We start from the raw sequence: 17,598 nt of genomic DNA, 5'->3' as shown, positions 1-17,598 counted from the left end.
AAGCAGTAAAGAAAAAGGCCGGTGATTAACCGGCCTTCTATCAGGCGATGCGAATAGCTTGCCTTAGGTTTCCTGCAGACCGAGCTTTTTCTCCAGATAGTGGATGTTGGTGCCACCGTGCTGGAAGTTTTCGTCGCTCATGATCCGCTGTTGCAGTTCAACGTTGGTTTTGATGCCATCGATGATCAGCTCAGCCAGGGCGTTCTTCATGCGGGCAATCGCCACGTCACGGTTTTCACCGTAGGTGATCAGTTTGCCGATCATGGAATCATAGTACGGCGGTACGGTATAACCGGCGTAAATATGAGATTCCCAACGCACGCCGAAACCGCCTGGCGCATGGAAACGGGTGATCTTGCCTGGGCTAGGCAGGAAGGTGTTCGGGTCTTCGGCGTTGATACGGCATTCTACCGCGTGGCCGTGAACCTTCACTTCTTCCTGTTTGATCGACAAAGGCTGACCGGCAGCGATACGCAGCTGCTCTTTAATCAGATCCACGCCGGTGATCATCTCGGTAACCGGATGCTCAACCTGAATACGGGTGTTCATTTCGATGAAATAGAACTCGCCGTTTTCATACAGGAACTCGAAAGTGCCCGCGCCGCGGTAACCGATTTCCACACAGGCTTTCGAGCAGCGCTCGCCGATATAACGGCGCATTTCGCTGGTGATGCCCGGTGCCGGAGCCTCTTCAACCACTTTCTGGTGGCGGCGCTGCATGGAGCAGTCGCGCTCGGCCAGATAGATGGCGTTACCCTGACCGTCCGCCAACACCTGAATTTCGATATGGCGTGGGTTTTCCAGGTATTTTTCCATGTAAACCATGTCGTTGTTGAAAGCCGCTTTGGCCTCCGCCTTGGTCATGGAAATGGATTGCTCGAGGTCTTTGTCGCTGCGCACTACACGCATGCCACGACCGCCGCCGCCGCCGGATGCCTTGATGATAACCGGGTAGCCGATGCGCTTGGCGAAGGCACGGTTTTTATCCATGTCGTCGGTCAGCGGGCCATCAGAGCCAGGTACGCAAGGCACGCCAGCTTTCTTCATGGCATTGATGGCAGAAACCTTGTCGCCCATCAGGCGGATAGTTTCGGCTCTTGGGCCAATGAAGATAAAGCCGGAGCGTTCGATCTGCTCGGCGAAATCGGCGTTTTCAGACAGGAAGCCGTAGCCCGGGTGGATCGCCACTGCGCCGGTGATTTCAGCCGCAGAGATGATTGCCGGGATATTCAGGTAACTTTTTACCGATGGCGCAGGACCGATACACACGGTCTCGTCAGCCAGCAGTACGTGTTTCAGATCGCGATCGGCTGTCGAGTGCACGGCAACGGTTTTGATGCCCAGCTCTTTACAAGCACGCAGGATACGAAGCGCGATCTCGCCACGGTTGGCGATAACAATTTTATCAAGCATGTTCGCCTCGTTATTCGATGACGACCAGTGGCTCGTCAAATTCTACCGGTTGGCCGTTCTCTACCAGGATGGCTTTCACCACGCCGGATTTGTCCGCTTCGATCTGGTTCATCATTTTCATTGCTTCAACGATGCACAGAGTGTCGCCGGCGTTCACTTTCTGGCCGACTTCGATGAAGGCTTTCGCATCCGGGCTTGGCGTGCGGTAGAAAGTACCGACCATTGGGGAACGAACGACGTGGCCACTCATGGCCGCTGGTGCTGCAGGCGCTTCGGCTGGCGCGCTGGCAACGGCGGTAGCCAGTGCTGGCTGCGGCTGTGCCGGCATTGCGTATGCCTGTGGCATCATTGGGTAAGCCTGCGCTGGAGCAGCGCGGCTGATGCGAACTGACTCTTCGCCTTCAGAAATTTCCAGTTCAGAAATACCTGATTCTTCAACCAGTTCGATCAGTTTCTTGATTTTACGAATATCCATGAGTGTGATTCCGTACTCTTTTGCGTAGCAATTAGTGGGTTTTCGACAGACGGTTAACCGCTGCCTGTAAAGCAAATGTGTAGCCATCCGCGCCGAGGCCGCAAATCACGCCTACCGCAATATCAGAGAGGTAAGAGTGATGGCGGAAAGGCTCTCGGGCATGCACGTTGGAGAGGTGGATCTCGATAAACGGGATCTGCACCGCCAGCAATGCATCACGCAGCGCCACGCTGGTATGCGTGAACGCGGCAGGGTTAATCAGAATAAAATCTGTGTTGCCGCGCGCCTGATGTATGCGGTCGATCAGCGCATGTTCGGCGTTAGACTGCAGATGGCTCAGGGTAATATCCAGTGCGGATGCCTGGTTTTCCAATCCGTTAACAATCTCTGTTAACGTCGTGCTGCCGTACTTCTCCGGCTCACGCGTCCCCAGCAGATTCAGATTGGGGCCGTTCAGAAGCAAAATGTGAAACTTATCCGCCATTGTGCTGGTATCTCCGGCAATAAAACCATCATCGTAGAAAATAACCCGACGTCACAGATTTGTCACCTGTTAAGGGGAAAATTCACCCTGAGAACAGGAACAAGGTCGGGCATTATAACGATATCGTAGCAATTCGCAGCTAAATACTGGTCTTATCAGCGAAGATATTCAACCCTAAATCAGTAAACTGGCCAGGGCGATATTGCATTATGAGGGGTAGAACACAGAAAAGTTCCGGCTTTTAACGCCACCAATTGCGGAATTTCTTGTATCGCAGCGCCAGTAGCGCGACGGCCAGCAGAGCATAAATGAAGGGCTGCGGCGAAAAGGTTTTTACCGACCACAGGTAGTGAATCGGTGCCAGAATCGCCACCAGATAGACCAGATTATGCAACGTCTGCCATTTGGCCCCCAGTTTACGCATCGCCCACAGCGTGGAGGTTGCGGCCAGCGCCAGCAGGATCAGCCAACTGACAATGCCGAGCGTCAGGTAAGGGCGGGTGACCAGTTCACGCCCCAGCAGGCCGATATTGCTCAGCCCCAGCTCCAGCGTCGAATAGCTTATCAGATGCAGCGTGCCCCAGGCAAAACACCATAGTCCCACCAGACGACGACAGCGAATCAGCAGCGGTTGCCGGGCATAGCGCGCCAGTGGCGCAATCATCAAGGTCGCCAGCAACAGTTTCAACGTCATTCTGCCGGTAAAGTGTTGAATGTCTTTGGCCGGATCGGCGCTGAACCAACCCTGGTCCACCGACAGCACCAGCCAGAGAAAAGGCAGGAATGCCGCCAGATAAATGGCGACCTTAATCCACTTGATATGAGCCGGAGTTAAACGCACCTAAAAATTCTCCCTTAGATCCAGGCCGCGGTACAGCGACGCTACCTGTTCGCCATAGCCGTTAAACAGCAGCGTGGGTTGGCGTTTAACGTCCAGAATGCCGCCGGAGCCGATAAAGCGTTCGGTGGCCTGTGACCAGCGTGGATGATCGACGTTCGGGTTTACGTTGGCATAGAAGCCGTACTCATTCGGCGCAGATTCATTCCAGGTGGTGGGCGGCTGATCGCGCACCAGACGGATATGGACTATCGACTTAATGCCTTTAAAGCCGTATTTCCAGGGGGTGATCAACCGCAGCGGCGCACCGTTTTGCGGCGGCAGCGTTTTGCCGTATACGCCGACGGTCAGCAGGGCCAATGGGTTCATGGCCTCATCGAGACGCAGCCCTTCAACATAAGGGTATTTCAGCCCGCCGCCGATAAAACGATCCTTCTGGCCCGGCATCTGCTCCGGGTCGTACAGCGTTTGGAAAGCGACGTAGCGGGCATTGCTGTTCGGCTCCGCCAGCTTGATCAGCTTACCCAGCTCAAAGCCAATCCAGGGCACGACCATCGACCAGGCCTCCACGCAGCGCATACGGTAGATGCGTTGTTCCAGCGGGAAGCGTTTGATCAAGTCATCGATGTCCAACGTGATCGGTTTGGCGACCTCGCCGTCGATACGCACTTTCCAGCCTTCGGTTTTCAGGCCGCCGGCATTCGCGGCAGGATCGGCTTTATCCAGACCGAATTCGTAGAAGTTGTTGTAACCGGTGACTTTGTCTTCCGGCGTCATGGCCAGTTGCGCCTGCCAGGCCGCAGGCTTGCTGAATGCCAGCGGTTTGCCGGCGGGGGCCTTGGGCCGATCGTTGCCTTTGAACCATGACAGCAAATCGGCCTGCGCATTAAGCGGCAAGGCCAGCGACGCGGCGGTGATACCCAACGCCTGCAGCACTTTGCGCCGCTGATGGAACACGCTCTCGGGCGTGACATCGGCTTCGGTCAATTTAGGGGGCTTTCTCATGGTGTTTTCTCCGCGTTTCATCCCCGCCGCCTTTCAGGTGCGGGTACTCAAACCTGCTCCCGTCAGAGTGACTGTAGGGGGTAACCTTCTGAGCCCGATTAACGCGGACGCAGCATGCAACGCCCCTACAGTATGCTGGGGTATCTGTGTTGTAAGCATGGCGTGAAATCAGGCTATATGCGAGAGGGCGCGGGAAAATATGAAATTTCGCAGGCGAATGTTCCCCCCCGTTGCCGGGGGCGATTTAAGCTTTAGCGGATTTTAACCAGAGTGCGTCCGGTCACTTGATGATTCAGCAGCGCGGCGGCGGTGGCCGGTGCCTGTTCCAAAGTGATTTCCTGGGTGGCCTGTTGGTAGAAACTGTCCGGCAGAATACCCGCCAGGCGCTCCCAGGCGGTCTGGCGGCGATGCAGAGGCGTATGAACCGAGTCCACGCCCTGCAGGCGAACGTTGCGCAGGATAAACGGCATCACCGTGGTGGGCAGGTGATAGCCACCGGCCAGGCCACAGGCGGCGACCGTGCCGTTATAATTCATCTGTGCCAGGACTCGCGCCAGCAGCGTGTCGCCAACGGTATCGACCGCCCCGGCCCACAGTTGCTTTTCCAGCGGACGCGGGGCTTCCAGGTAGCCGTCGCGCGACAGGACTTCTTTGGCGCCCAGCGCTTTCAGATACTCGGTATTGCTCTCGCGGCCGCTGATGGCGGTGACGTGATAGCCCAACGCCGCCAGAATGGCGATGGCCGTGCTGCCTACGCCGCCGCTGGCACCGGTAACCAAAATATCGCCGTCGTCCGGGCGCACGCCACCTTCTTCAAGCGCCATCACGCACAGCATGGCGGTAAAGCCGGCGGTACCCAGGATCATCGCTTTGCGTTCATCCAGCCCGTTTGGCAAGGGCACCAGCCATTCGCCTGAGACTCGTGCCTGTTCAGCCAGGCCACCCCAGTGGTTTTCACCCACGCCCCAACCGGTGAGCACCACGCTTTGGCCTTCTTTAAAACGATCGTCGCGGCTTTCGCGTACCGTACCGGCGAAATCGATGCCTGGCACCATCGGGAAGTTACGCACGATCTTGCCTTTGCCGGTGATCGCCAACGCATCTTTATAGTTAAGGCTGGACCAGTTGACGTCTACCAGGACATCGCCGTCGGGCAGCAGATCGCTGCTGATATCCTTGATGTGAGCCAGAGTTTGATCGCCTTGTTGTTCCAATAACAGTGCACGCATGTCACTCTTCCTCTTGTTTGCATTTTTGCCATGGATGGCTGAACCAGATTTAATTGACTATATGCATATAAGAAATTTATGTCCTGATAAAAGACAAAAAAGGGTGATTGAAGGTTTTCTTCGTTGTCGAGGCTTGGTAGCTTGGGTGGCGTGAACCGACAACGGGTATCGCCGGAGCGGTACCCGCTATTCATTAAAAAAATCAGGATATTGTGTTGGATTCATTTGAGCGGATTCGGGGCCTTTATACTTCCAAAGGTGAAAACTCACGTAACCATACCGGACAAGGCACAGGGATGCGATTCACCACCAAACTCTCTGCATTGATCACCTTGCTTGTTGCTTTGGCGATGTTTTTGATGCTGATGGGCTGCTCATACAGCTTCTTTTACGTCACTCAGGAGCGTCTGGATCGCCGCTTCGATTCGCTGATGACCTCACTCGACCAAGCGATGCTGCACGAATCCCCAGAGGAACAGAAACGCTGGTTGCCGTTGGTGATGCGTCCACTGGGTATTGTGGCGGTCAGCGTGGATACCAGCCACAGTAACCTCCTTTCCTATAAATTGCCGACGCTCAACAAACAGCCCTGGGATCCGCTCAACGGTTACAGGCAGGTGGCTTTGCCGCTGATGCAGCATCCCGGAGCGGCACTGCAAATTACTTATATCGATCCTTTCGCCAGCGACGTACGCTCGTTGCAATCTACTGCCGCCGTGACGCTTTCGATCGTTGTGATGGTGGTGATCTTGCTGTTTAGCCTGCGCTGGCTTCGCGATCAGGCCGACGGAGAGGATCGGCTGGAACGCCGTGCACGACGCATTCTCAACGGCGAAAGAGAGAGCGTGATGCAGGGCGATATGCGCGAATGGCCGGCGAACGTCAGTGGCGCGCTCGATCGCTTGCTGGCAGATTTGGCGGAAGCGCGCGAGGAACGCAATCGGGTCGATACCTTGATCCGCGCCTTTGCCGCTCAGGATGCCAAAACCGGCCTGAATAACCGCCTGTTCTTCGACAACCAGCTAACCACCCAACTGGAAGAAGAGGGCTCGCACGGTATTGTGATGATGGTGCGATTGCCCGATTTTGACACGCTGCGGGAAATTCACGGCAACGGCGCGGTGCAGGAACTGATGTACTCGCTGGTCAATCTGCTGTCGACCTTCGTGATGCGCTATCCGGCGGCGCTGCTGGCGCGTTATTTCCACAGCGACTTCACCGTCCTGCTGCCGCACCGTACGCTGAAAGAGGCGGACGGCATTGCTTCACAGCTGGTCCACGCGATTGACGCCTTGCCTTCAACGGCGCTTATCGATCGTGAAGCATTCCTGCACATTGGCATCGTGGCGTACCGCAGCGGACAAACCACCGAGCAGGTGATCGATTACGCGGAGCAGGCAACGCGCCATGCTACGTTGCAAGGCGAAAACGGCTGGTATGTTTATGACAGCCAGGTGCCGGAAAAAGGGCGCGGCAGCGTCAAGTGGCGCACCCTGCTGGAACAGGTGCTGGCGCGGGGAGGCCCGCGTTTGTATCAGAAACCGGCGGTGACGGTGGAAGGGGAAGTGCATCACCGTGAGATCATGAGCCGGATCTACGATGGCACCCAGGAACTGCTGCCATCGGAGTATATGCCTCTGGTACGGCAGTTAGGGCTGGCGGAAAGCTACGATCGTCAACATCTGAGCCGTATTCTTCCCTTACTGACGCTGTGGCCCGAAGAAACATTGGCTTTTACGCTGAGCGTAGACTCACTGTTGCAGCGTAGTTTCCAGCGTTGGCTGCGTGATAGCCTGTTACAGTGTGAAAAAAGTCATCGTCGGCGAATTCTGATTGAACTTGCAGAGGCAGACGTGTGTCAACATATCGACCGTTTACGTCCGGTACTGAAGTTACTGTCAGGGTTGGGCTGTCGTCTGGCGGTGTCCCAGGCCGGGTTAACCGTGGTAAGTACCTCCTATATCAAGTCCTTACCGGTGGAATTGGTTAAGCTCCATCCGGGTCTGGTGCGGAGTATTGATAAGCGTGATGAAAATCAGCTGTTCGTTCAAAGCCTGACCGGCGCCTGTGAAGGCACCAGCACTCAGGTTTTCGCCGCCAGCGTGCGGACGCGTAATGAGTGGCAGACGCTGAAAGAGCGGGGGATCCTCGGTGGACAGGGCGACTTTTTCGCGTCGCCGGAACCGATAGACGTCGGGCGTAAAAAATATTCGCGTCGTTATCGTGTTTAACCTGAATACCGAACAAAAATTAACGTAGAATGAGCGCCAATTCATCTGGGCTTTTTTCTCTGTCATTTTGGGATAACCCCCAAACTGCCTGCGACAATGACGCCTATTTGATATAGGCTCTTGTCAGTCCTTTTCTGTTGAACGTTGGTAGGTGCTTACCACCAGCGGCAATCAGGGAATATGTTAGATTTTATGAGCTGTGTTACGCCGTTTCGTGCGCTGACAGGGTGGTAAACTGAGCCTTTGTTCAGGGAATTCAGGCCTCATCCAATTTCCGTGCATTCGAGCAGAAACAATACAGACTATTTTTCACCGAAGTAGAACGTTTTTGCGCCTTGTCGCTGCTTCGTGTGGTTGGTAAAGTAGGCGGATTTTATTTTCCGCCCCCAGCTTGCAGGATTATCCTTTAGTTATGTTTAAGAAATTTCGTGGCATGTTTTCCAATGACTTGTCCATCGACTTGGGTACCGCCAATACCCTGATTTATGTTAAAGGGCAAGGCATTGTACTGAACGAACCGTCGGTGGTTGCCATTCGCCAGGATCGTGCCGGTTCACCCAAGAGCGTTGCGGCCGTGGGTCATGAGGCTAAACAAATGCTGGGGCGTACGCCCGGCAACATCGCGGCTATTCGTCCGATGAAAGACGGCGTGATCGCCGATTTCTTCGTGACCGAAAAAATGCTGCAGCACTTTATCAAACAGGTTCACAGCAACAGCTTCATGCGGCCAAGCCCGCGCGTGCTGGTGTGTGTGCCGGTTGGCGCAACTCAAGTTGAGCGCCGCGCCATCCGCGAATCTGCCCAAGGGGCCGGTGCGCGTGAGGTGTTTCTGATTGAAGAACCTATGGCTGCCGCAATCGGTGCCGGCCTGCCGGTTTCTGAAGCGACAGGTTCCATGGTGGTGGATATCGGTGGCGGTACCACTGAAGTGGCGGTGATCTCACTGAACGGTGTGGTCTACTCTTCTTCTGTACGTATCGGTGGTGACCGTTTCGACGAAGCTATCATTAATTACGTGCGTCGTAACTACGGCTCACTGATCGGTGAAGCAACTGCCGAACGTATCAAGCATGGCATCGGTTCCGCTTATCCGGGCGATGAAGTGCATGAAATCGAAGTTCGCGGCCGTAACCTGGCTGAGGGCGTGCCACGTGGCTTTACCCTGAATTCCAATGAAATCCTTGAAGCGCTGCAGGAGCCGTTGACCGGCATCGTCAGTGCGGTGATGGTGGCGCTGGAGCAGTGTCCACCAGAGCTGGCTTCCGACATTTCCGAACGCGGCATGGTGTTGACCGGCGGTGGCGCATTGCTGCGCAACCTGGATCGCCTGCTGATGGAAGAAACCGGTATTCCGGTGGTCGTGGCAGAAGATCCGCTGACCTGCGTAGCCCGCGGCGGTGGCAAGGCGTTGGAAATGATCGACATGCATGGCGGCGATTTGTTCAGCGAAGAATAGTCAGCCCCAAGAAGGAGGAATCGTATCGGGTGAATGCGCAAAGCGAAAATCAGGTACGGTTCCTCTTTCTGTTGTCGAGGAACACGCATAATTTATGAAGCCGATTTTTAGCAGGGGGCCTTCCCTGCAACTACGACTTTTTTTGGCGGTGATCGTGGCCATTGGCCTGATCGTTGCCGATAGCCGTCTCGGTACGTTCGTGAAAATACGTAACTACATGGACACGGCCGTCAGCCCTTTCTATTTTTTGGCCAATGGGCCACGTAAAGTTTTGGACAGCGTTTCAGAAACGCTGGCTACCCGCCAACAGCTGGAGCTGGAAAACCGGGCTCTGCGGCAGGAACTGCTGCTGAAAAACAGCGATATTCTTCTTCTTGGCCAATTCAAGCAGGAAAACGCCCGCTTGCGTGAGCTGTTAGGCTCGCCGCTGCGCCAGGACGAACACAAAATGGTCACTCAGGTGATCTCGACCGGCTCGGATCCTTACAGCGATCAGGTAGTGATCGACAAAGGATCGGATAACGGCGTTTATGAAGGCCAGCCGGTCATCAGTGATAAAGGCGTAGTGGGCCAGGTGGTGGCGGTGGCTAAAGTCACCAGCCGTGTGCTACTGATCTGCGATGCTTCACATGCGCTGCCAATTCAGGTGCTGCGCAACGATATCCGGGTGATTGCTGCAGGCAGCGGCTGTGCCGACGATTTACAGCTTGAACATCTGCCGAACAATACCGATATCCGCGTGGGTGATGTGCTGGTCACATCCGGCCTTGGTGGTCGCTTCCCTGAAGGCTATCCGGTGGCGGTGGTGTCCTCGGTCAAAGTGGATAATCAGCGCGCCTATACCGTGATTCAGGCTCGACCAACCGCAGGGCTACAGCGCTTGCGCTATCTGCTGCTACTGTGGGGGGCCGATCGTAACGGCGACATGCCGTTGCCGCCCGATGAAGTTCATCGCGTCGCCAATGAGCGTCTGATGCAGATGATGCCGCAGGTTCTGCCGCCGGCTGATGCGGTGGGGCCGCAACTGCCTCTGCCTGCTCCGGCAACCGGGGCCGCGGTACAAACCGCTGCTCCTGCTGCGGGAGTCACGCAATGAATCGTTACCGCAGCAACGGGCGCTGGATAATCTGGCTGTCATTCCTGGTGGCGCTGGTGCTGCAAATCATGCCGTGGCCGGAACAGATCTACATGTTCCGTCCCTCCTGGCTGGCTTTGATCCTGATCTACTGGGTGATGGCGTTGCCTCATCGGGTTAACGTCGGCACCGGCTTCGTGCTGGGGCTGATTATGGATCTGATCCTCGGTTCCACGCTGGGCGTACGCGCACTGGCGTTAGGTATTATTGCCTATCTGGTGGCGTTCAAATTCCAGCTGTTCCGCAATATGGCGCTCTGGCAACAGGCGCTGATCGTCGTGCTGCTGTCACTGGCGATGGACGTTGTGGTGTTCTGGGCCGAGTTTTTAGTGATCAACGTTTCTTTCCGCCCAGAGGTGTTCTGGAGTAGTGTGGTAAACGGCATCCTGTGGCCATGGTTGTTCCTGTTGATGCGAAAAATTCGCCGTCAGTTCGCCGTACAGTAAGGGTATAACAATGACTTCGCTTTATCTGGCCTCCGGCTCTCCCCGTCGACATGAATTACTGACCCTGTTGGGCGTCCCCTTTGAAGTTATCCTGACGGATACCGAAGAGCAGCGGCAGGAAGGGGAATCCGCGGAAGCCTATGTGCGCCGTCTGGCGCAGGATAAGGCCAAAGCCGGCGTGGCGCTGGCACCGCAGGCGTGGCCGGTGCTGGGTGCCGATACCATTGTGGTGCTCAATGGCCGGGTGTTGGAAAAACCTCAGGACGAGACGCACGCGGCGCAAATGCTGGCGGCGCTGTCGGGTAAACAGCATCAGGTGATGACTGCGGTGGCGATCGCCGATCGCCATGACGTTCTGTGCCAACTGGTGGTGACGGACGTGACATTCCGCAACCTGTCACAGCAGGATATCTGCGACTATATTGCTACGGGCGAGCCGATGGATAAAGCGGGCGCCTACGGAATTCAAGGAAAGGGTGGTTGTTTCGTCAGAACGATAACCGGGAGTTATCATGCGGTGATGGGCCTGCCGTTAGTCGAAACACATGAGCTGCTCAGTAATTTTGTCGCATTACGTGATGTAAGAACCGGTTGATGGGCGCTGCCATTATCGACCGGCTCTGAGGAGAAGGCATGACAGCTGAGCTACTGGTTAATATCACACCGTCTGAAACGCGGGTTGCCTATATTGATGGCGGCATCCTGCAAGAGATCCATATCGAACGCGAATCCAAGCGCGGCATCGTCGGCAATATTTATAAAGGGCGCGTAAGCCGCGTGTTGCCGGGCATGCAGGCGGCATTCGTCGATATCGGCCTGGATAAAGCGGCCTTCCTGCACGCTTCCGATATCATGCCGCACACGGAATGTGTCGCCGGCGATGAGCAGAAAAATTTCCACGTGCGTGACATTGCCGAACTGGTGCGCCAGGGACAGGATCTGATGGTCCAGGTGGTGAAAGATCCGCTCGGTACCAAGGGCGCACGCCTGACCACCGACATCACTTTGCCTTCGCGTTACCTGGTGTTTATGCCAGGGGCGGCGCACGTTGGCGTTTCGCAGCGTATAGAAAGTGAAGCCGAGCGCGATCGCCTGAAAAAAGCGGTGGCCGGTTACTGTGATGAGCTGGGCGGCTTTATCATCCGCACCGCGGCTGAAGGTATTGGCGAAGAAGAGTTGGCGCAGGACGCCGCTTTCCTCAAACGCCTGTGGACCAAGGTGATGGAGCGTAAAAAACGCAACCAGACCAAATACAAATTATACGGTGAGTTGGCGTTGGCGCAGCGCATTTTGCGTGACTTCGCCGGCGCGGCGCTGGACCGGATCCGCGTGGATTCCCGCCTGACCCACGATCTGCTGGTGGAGTTTACCGGTGAGTACATCCCGGATATCACCGCCAAGCTGGAGCTGTACACCGGCAGCCAGCCAATCTTCGATCTGTACGACGTCGAAAACGAGATACAGCGTGCGCTGGAGCGCAAGGTCGAGCTGAAGTCCGGCGGTTATCTGATCATCGATCAGACCGAGGCGATGACGACCGTGGATATCAATACCGGCGCCTTTGTCGGCCACCGCAATCTCGACGAAACCATCTTCAACACCAATATCGAAGCGACCCAGGCCATTGCCCGCCAACTGCGGCTGCGCAACTTGGGCGGCATTATCATCATTGACTTCATTGATATGAATAATGAAGAACATCGCCGTCGAGTATTGCATTCGCTGGAGCTGGCGCTGAGTAAAGATCGGGTAAAAACCACGATCAACGGCTTCTCTCAGCTAGGCTTAGTGGAAATGACGCGTAAACGTACACGGGAAAGCATTGAACATGTGCTGTGTAACGATTGTCCTACCTGTCAGGGACGCGGCACGGTGAAAACAGTGGAAACCGTGTGCTACGAAATTTTGCGTGAAATTGTGCGCGTGCACCATGCTTATGATTCAGATCGTTTCCTGGTTTACGCCTCTGCGGCGGTGGGTGAGGCGCTGAAAAGCGAAGAGTCCCATGCGCTGGCCGAAGTGGAAATCTTTGTGGGCAAGCAGGTGAAGGTACAAATCGAACCTTTATACAGCCAGGAACAATTTGACGTTGTCATGATGTAGTTCACCCGTTGGTGGCTAAAGTCAGACATGAGTGGGGCTCAGCATACTGAGCCCCATCGTGCATAGATATTCCCGTTGCCAGGCAGCGGAAGCAAGGAGAACTGCGTGAGGCGACTGCCTGGGATTTTGTTAGCTACAGGCGCCACTCTGATTGTCATCGTGGCGTTGCTGATCAGCGGGCTGCGTCTGGCGCTGCCTGAACTGAACAACTATCGCCCTCAATTGCTGGCAAAGGTTGAAAGCCTCTCCGGCGTGCCCGTACAGGTCGATTTCATCCAGGGCAGTTGGGAAACTTTTGGCCCACAGCTTGAAATGCGCAACGTGCGCGCCACGCTGCCCAAAAGCAATCTGAAGATTGAACGCGTGACCTTGGCGCTGGACGTGTGGCAATCGCTGCTGCATTGGCGCTGGCAGTTCCGCGATCTTACCTTTCACCAACTCCAGTTCGATCTTAACACCACGCTGGGCGGCGATGAGCACCAGGGTAGCACCATCGAACCGGGTAAAATCACCGATTTGCTGCTGCATCAGCTGGATCATTTCGACCTGCGCGACAGCCGCATCTCATTCCTGACGCCCGCCGGCGCGCGTGCCGAATTCGAAATCCCGCAGTTGACCTGGCTGAACGGCCGCGATCGTCACCGGGCAGAAGGGCAGATCAGCCTGTCGACGCTGAACGGTCAGCATGGCGTGGTGCAACTGCGCATGGATCTGCGTGATAACCAAGGGCTATTGAATACCGGCACTGTCTATATGCAGGCCGACAATATCGATATGAAGCCCTGGTTCACCCGTTGGCTGCGTGCCAATACCGGGCTGGAAAGCGCAGACTTCAGTCTGGCGGCCTGGCTGCAGATCCAAAATGGTGAAATCGCCACCGGCAGTGCATTACTGAAACAGGGGGCGGCCAACTGGAACGTGGGGACTCAAGCTCATCGGCTCGACGTGGACAACCTGGCGCTGACGCTCAGCCGTCAGGGTACCGGCTGGCAGGTGGACGTTCCGCAGTTGAACCTGGCCACCGACGGTCAGGCCTGGCCACAGGGTAAACTGTCTGCGCTGTGGTTGCCGGAAAACACCGAGTTCCTGGGCCCAGGGCAAACCGAAGAGCTTCGCGTGCGCGCCACTGACATTCAGCTTGAGCGCCTGGCCGCGCTACTGCCGACCTTCTCTTTCCTCAGCCCGGACGTGCTGGATCGCTGGAACGATCTGCAGCCGCAAGGCAAGGTCAACGCGCTGGCGTTGGATATCCCGCTGAAACAACCGGAAAAAACGCGTTTCCAGGCCCTTTGGCAGGATGTCAGCTGGCAGCACTGGAAACTGTTGCCCGGCGTGAATCACTTCTCCGGCGCACTGAGTGGCGGTGTGGAAAATGGTCGTCTGCAGCTTGATCTCAAAAACAGCACCTTGCCGTATGGCGATATGTTCCGGGCACCTCTGGAAATCAGCAGCGCGCGGGGGCTCTGACCTGGCAGAACAATGACCAGGGCTGGGAACTGGCGAGCCAAAACCTGGATGTGAAAGCCAAATCGCTGTGGGTTAACGGTGACTTCCGCTATCAGCAGCCGGCCAAAGGCGACCCGTGGCTGAATATTCTGGCAGGTATCCGCCTGTACGACGGCGCGGACGCCTGGCGCTACTTCCCTGAGCCCCTGATGGGCAAGCATCTGGTGGATTACCTCAGCGGCGCCATCCAGGGTGGGCAGGTGGATAACGCCACGCTGATCTACAACGGCGATCCGCAGCATTTCCCATACCGCAAAAACGAAGGTCAGTTTGAGGTGTTTGTCCCGCTGCGTCATTCCACCTTCCAGTTCCAACCGGATTGGCCGGCGTTGACCGATCTGGCTATCGATCTCGACTTCGCCAATGAAGGGCTGTGGATGAACGCTCCGCAAACCAAATTGGGTAAAGTCGATGGCAAAAATGTCAGCGCCGTCATTCCGGACTACCTGAAAGAGCGTTTGTTGGTGGATGCCGAGGTCGCGGGTCAGGGGGGGAAATCCATGACTATTTCAAACAGACTCCGCTGCACGATTCATTGGGCTCGGCCCTGGACGAACTGCAGATTGGTGGTAATGTCAGTGGGCGCTTACACCTTGATATTCCCTTGAACGGCGAGCTGGTGCGCGCCACCGGTGAAGTTGCACTGAACAATAACTCACTGTTGGTGAAGCCTATCGACAGTGAGCTGCAAAAGGTCAGCGGCAAGTTCCGTTTTGATAACGGCAACCTGAGCAGCGATACCCTGTCTGCCAATTGGTTTGGACAGCCGGTGGCGGTGGATTTCAACACTCAGGAAGGGAAAAACGATTACAAGGTCAACGTTGGCCTGAAAGCTGACTGGCAGCCGGGCAAATTCCCTGGCATCCCGCAGGAAGTGAGCGATGCACTGAGCGGCAGCGCCCCTTGGCAGGGTCAGGTGGCCATCGTCTTGCCTCATCAGGGCGCGGCCAGCTATGACATTGGCGTTGATGCGGATCTTAAGAAAGTAAGTAGTCACTTACCTTCGCCATTAGATAAACCGGCGGGTGAGCCATTGCCGCTGAGCGTAAAAGTGAAAGGTGGCCTGAATGGATTCATGCTGACCGGCAGTGCTGGCAAACAAAACAAATTCAACAGCGAATGGACCTTCGCCAAACAGCAAGTCACGCTGGCACGGGCGGCCTGGCAGACCGCTGGTAGTGGGATCCCACCGCTACCGAACGGAAAATCGCTGACGCTTAACCTGCCGCCGCTGGACGGTGAGAAATGGCTGGGCCTGATGGCACCGGCGCTGAAACAAAGTGGCGGTATGGGCAAGGTGGGCGGATTTAACTTCCCGACCACCGTCGCACTAAAAACGCCACAGCTGCTGCTAGGCGGTCAGGCGTGGCATAAGCTGACGCTGTCGGCAGAGAAGCAGCTGGGGGCCACGCTGGTCAGCGCCAAGGGCGATGAGGTTGACGGCAGTTTGCGGGTGGCGGACCGGGGGCCGTGGCGCGCCGATATCAATTATCTCTATTACAACCCGCAGTTTGACGCCGCTAAGAGCACTCCGACGGCGACCGCAGCTGCGCAGGTGGCCGCAGACAAGGTTTCCTTCCGCGACTGGCCGTCGCTGATGCTGCGCTGTAAGTCGTGCTGGGTGATGGGGCAGAACCTCGGCAAGGTTGAGGCTGATTTGACCAATCAGGGGGATACCCTCCTGCTGACGCACGGGTTAGTCGATACCGGCAAAGGGCGCATGACCGCCAGCGGTTTGTGGAAACAGAATGCCCAGGAAGAGCGCAGCTCGCTGAAAGGTAAACTGCTGGGTGCCAAAATTGATGAAACCGCGGCTTTCTTCGGCATCACCACGCCGCTGAAAGGCGCACCTTATGACGTCGATTTCGATCTCTACTGGCGCGGCCAGCCGTGGAAACCGCAGTTGAATACCCTGAGTGGCGCGCTGAAAATCAATATGGGCAAGGGCGAAATCGACAGCATGGGCGGCGGTCGTGCCGGCCAGCTGTTGCGTCTGGTGAGCTTCGATGCCCTGTTACGCAAGCTACAGTTCGATTTCAGCGATACCTTCGGCAAAGGCTTCTACTTTGACTCCATCCGCAGCACCTCGTGGTTGAAAGATGGCATAATGCATACCGATAACCTTTTGGTTGACGGGCTGGCAGCGGATATTGCCATGAGCGGGCAAATTGACCTGGCGCGTCGGCAGATTGATATGGAAGCGGTGGTGGCGCCGGAAATTTCAGCCACCGTCGGCGTGGCGACGGCATTCGTGATTAACCCGATTGTCGGTGCTGCGGTGTTTGCCGCGTCCAAAGTGCTGGGGCCGCTGTGGAACAAGATTTCGCTGATTCGTTACCATATCGGCGGCAGCCTGGATCAGCCGAAGATCAATGAGGTGTTGCGTAAGCCAAAGGAGGATAAGGCGTCATGAGAAATGCTAACGTTGCGTTGTTACAGTTGTGCAGTGGCGATCGGGTGCGTGACAACCTGGCCCAGATTGAACAGCAGATTAAGCAGCTCAATGCCGGGGTAAAACTGGTAATGACGCCGGAGAATGCGCTGCTGTTCGCCAACTCTGCGGCCTATCGTGAGCATGCGGAGCAACAGGGCGACGGGCCGTTGCAAAACGCGGTGCGTGAAATGGCGCGACGCTATGGCGTGTGGTTGCTGGTCGGTTCCATGCCGCTGGTCAGCCGCGAAAATCCTGCGCTTATCACTACCAGCAGCCTGCTGTTTGACGATCAGGGCGAGATCCGGGCGCGTTACGACAAACTGCACATGTTCGACGTGGACATTAACGACTCCCACGGCCATTATCGTGAGTCGGACACCTATCAACATGGCCAACAGCTCACGGTAGTGGATACCCCGGTCGGTCGGCTTGGCATGACCATCTGCTACGATTTGCGCTTCCCGGCGCTGTTCCAGGCGTTGCGAGCGCAGGGCGCTGAACTGATTTCCGTGCCTGCAGCCTTTACCCGCGTGACCGGTGAAGCGCACTGGGAAATACTGCTGCGCGCAAGGGCGATTGAAAACCAGTGTGTGATCCTCGCGCCGGCGCAGGTCGGCAGCCATGGCCCGACTCGCCGCACCTGGGGCCACTCGCTGGCGGTAGACGGTTGGGGCAAGGTGCTGGCCGAAAACGCGGATGCGGTCTCGGCGTTGAAAGTGCGGGTTGACACTACCGGCCTCAAAACGATTCGTGAGCAGATGCCGGTGTTGCAACACAACAGATTCCAGATGTCGCTGACGGCGCCGTTTGAAAAAAACTCCTCCATTAAAGAGTGAAAAAATT

The 17,598-nt window shown here is 56.2% G+C and carries 13 protein-coding genes and 1 pseudogene; 8 read left to right on the top strand and 6 right to left on the bottom strand.

Annotated features, from left to right (window positions below; genetic code table 11):
• Window positions 1-63: 63 nt before the first annotated feature.
• From accC to EBA31_RS23235, 6 genes are all read right to left on the bottom strand, one after another.
• Window positions 64-1,413, bottom strand: a complete 1,350-nt coding sequence (accC, locus tag EBA31_RS23260) for an acetyl-CoA carboxylase biotin carboxylase subunit (protein ID WP_020832086.1) — start codon at window positions 1,411-1,413, stop codon at window positions 64-66.
• 10 nt (window positions 1,414-1,423) lie between these two features.
• Window positions 1,424-1,888, bottom strand: a complete 465-nt coding sequence (accB, locus tag EBA31_RS23255; protein WP_122080320.1) for an acetyl-CoA carboxylase biotin carboxyl carrier protein — start codon at window positions 1,886-1,888, stop codon at window positions 1,424-1,426.
• A 31-nt stretch (window positions 1,889-1,919) separates the two neighbouring features.
• Complete coding sequence (aroQ, locus tag EBA31_RS23250) at window positions 1,920-2,372, bottom strand: type II 3-dehydroquinate dehydratase (protein WP_020832079.1); 453 nt, start codon at window positions 2,370-2,372, stop codon at window positions 1,920-1,922.
• Between the two features lie 241 nt (window positions 2,373-2,613).
• Window positions 2,614-3,213, bottom strand: a complete 600-nt coding sequence (msrQ, locus tag EBA31_RS23245; RefSeq protein ID WP_020832077.1) for a protein-methionine-sulfoxide reductase heme-binding subunit MsrQ — start codon at window positions 3,211-3,213, stop codon at window positions 2,614-2,616.
• Window positions 3,214-4,215, bottom strand: a complete 1,002-nt coding sequence (msrP, locus tag EBA31_RS23240; protein ID WP_041415723.1) for a protein-methionine-sulfoxide reductase catalytic subunit MsrP — start codon at window positions 4,213-4,215, stop codon at window positions 3,214-3,216. It abuts the gene before it with no gap.
• Between the two features lie 251 nt (window positions 4,216-4,466).
• Window positions 4,467-5,444, bottom strand: coding sequence for an oxidoreductase (locus tag EBA31_RS23235; protein ID WP_122080319.1), 978 nt, complete (start codon window positions 5,442-5,444; stop codon window positions 4,467-4,469).
• A 296-nt stretch (window positions 5,445-5,740) separates the two neighbouring features.
• Between EBA31_RS23235 and csrD the strand changes: the two genes are divergently transcribed.
• The 8 genes and pseudogenes from csrD (at window position 5,741) to nit1 (ending at window position 17,591) form a co-directional block, all read left to right on the top strand.
• Window positions 5,741-7,675, top strand: coding sequence for an RNase E specificity factor CsrD (gene csrD / locus EBA31_RS23230; protein WP_122080318.1), 1,935 nt, complete (start codon window positions 5,741-5,743; stop codon window positions 7,673-7,675).
• Window positions 7,676-8,087: 412 nt separating this feature from the next.
• Window positions 8,088-9,131 (top strand): rod shape-determining protein MreB, encoded by a 1,044-nt coding sequence (gene mreB, locus EBA31_RS23225; RefSeq protein WP_012147106.1) that lies wholly within the window; start codon window positions 8,088-8,090, stop codon window positions 9,129-9,131.
• A 94-nt stretch (window positions 9,132-9,225) separates the two neighbouring features.
• Window positions 9,226-10,227 carry a rod shape-determining protein MreC gene (mreC, locus tag EBA31_RS23220; protein ID WP_041415027.1) on the top strand — a complete coding sequence of 334 codons (1,002 nt, stop codon included), beginning with the start codon at window positions 9,226-9,228 and terminating at the stop codon, window positions 10,225-10,227.
• The gene (gene mreD, locus EBA31_RS23215) at window positions 10,224-10,712 is read left to right on the top strand and encodes a rod shape-determining protein MreD (protein ID WP_012147104.1); all 489 of its coding nucleotides are present in this window, start codon (window positions 10,224-10,226) and stop codon (window positions 10,710-10,712) included. Before mreC ends, mreD begins: the two co-directional genes overlap by 4 nt.
• A gap of 10 nt (window positions 10,713-10,722) precedes the next feature.
• Entirely contained in the window at window positions 10,723-11,307 is a 585-nt protein-coding gene (locus EBA31_RS23210) for a nucleoside triphosphate pyrophosphatase (RefSeq protein ID WP_020832069.1), read from the top strand.
• 38 nt (window positions 11,308-11,345) lie between these two features.
• Window positions 11,346-12,815 carry a ribonuclease G gene (gene rng / locus EBA31_RS23205; RefSeq protein ID WP_020832068.1) on the top strand — a complete coding sequence of 490 codons (1,470 nt, stop codon included), beginning with the start codon at window positions 11,346-11,348 and terminating at the stop codon, window positions 12,813-12,815.
• Between the two features lie 105 nt (window positions 12,816-12,920).
• Window positions 12,921-16,734, top strand: a pseudogene (gene yhdP, locus EBA31_RS23200) (AsmA2 domain-containing protein YhdP).
• Entirely contained in the window at window positions 16,731-17,591 is an 861-nt protein-coding gene (gene nit1 / locus EBA31_RS23195) for a deaminated glutathione amidase (protein WP_020832065.1), read from the top strand. Before yhdP ends, nit1 begins: the two are co-directional and overlap by 4 nt.
• The last annotated feature ends 7 nt before the right edge of the window (window positions 17,592-17,598 follow it).

The organism is Serratia sp. P2ACOL2, from assembly GCF_003691565.1.
Taxonomy (GTDB): domain Bacteria; phylum Pseudomonadota; class Gammaproteobacteria; order Enterobacterales; family Enterobacteriaceae; genus Serratia; species Serratia liquefaciens.
The sequence above is the reverse complement of the archived record's forward strand: the minus strand, read 5'-3'. Positions and strand labels throughout refer to the sequence as shown.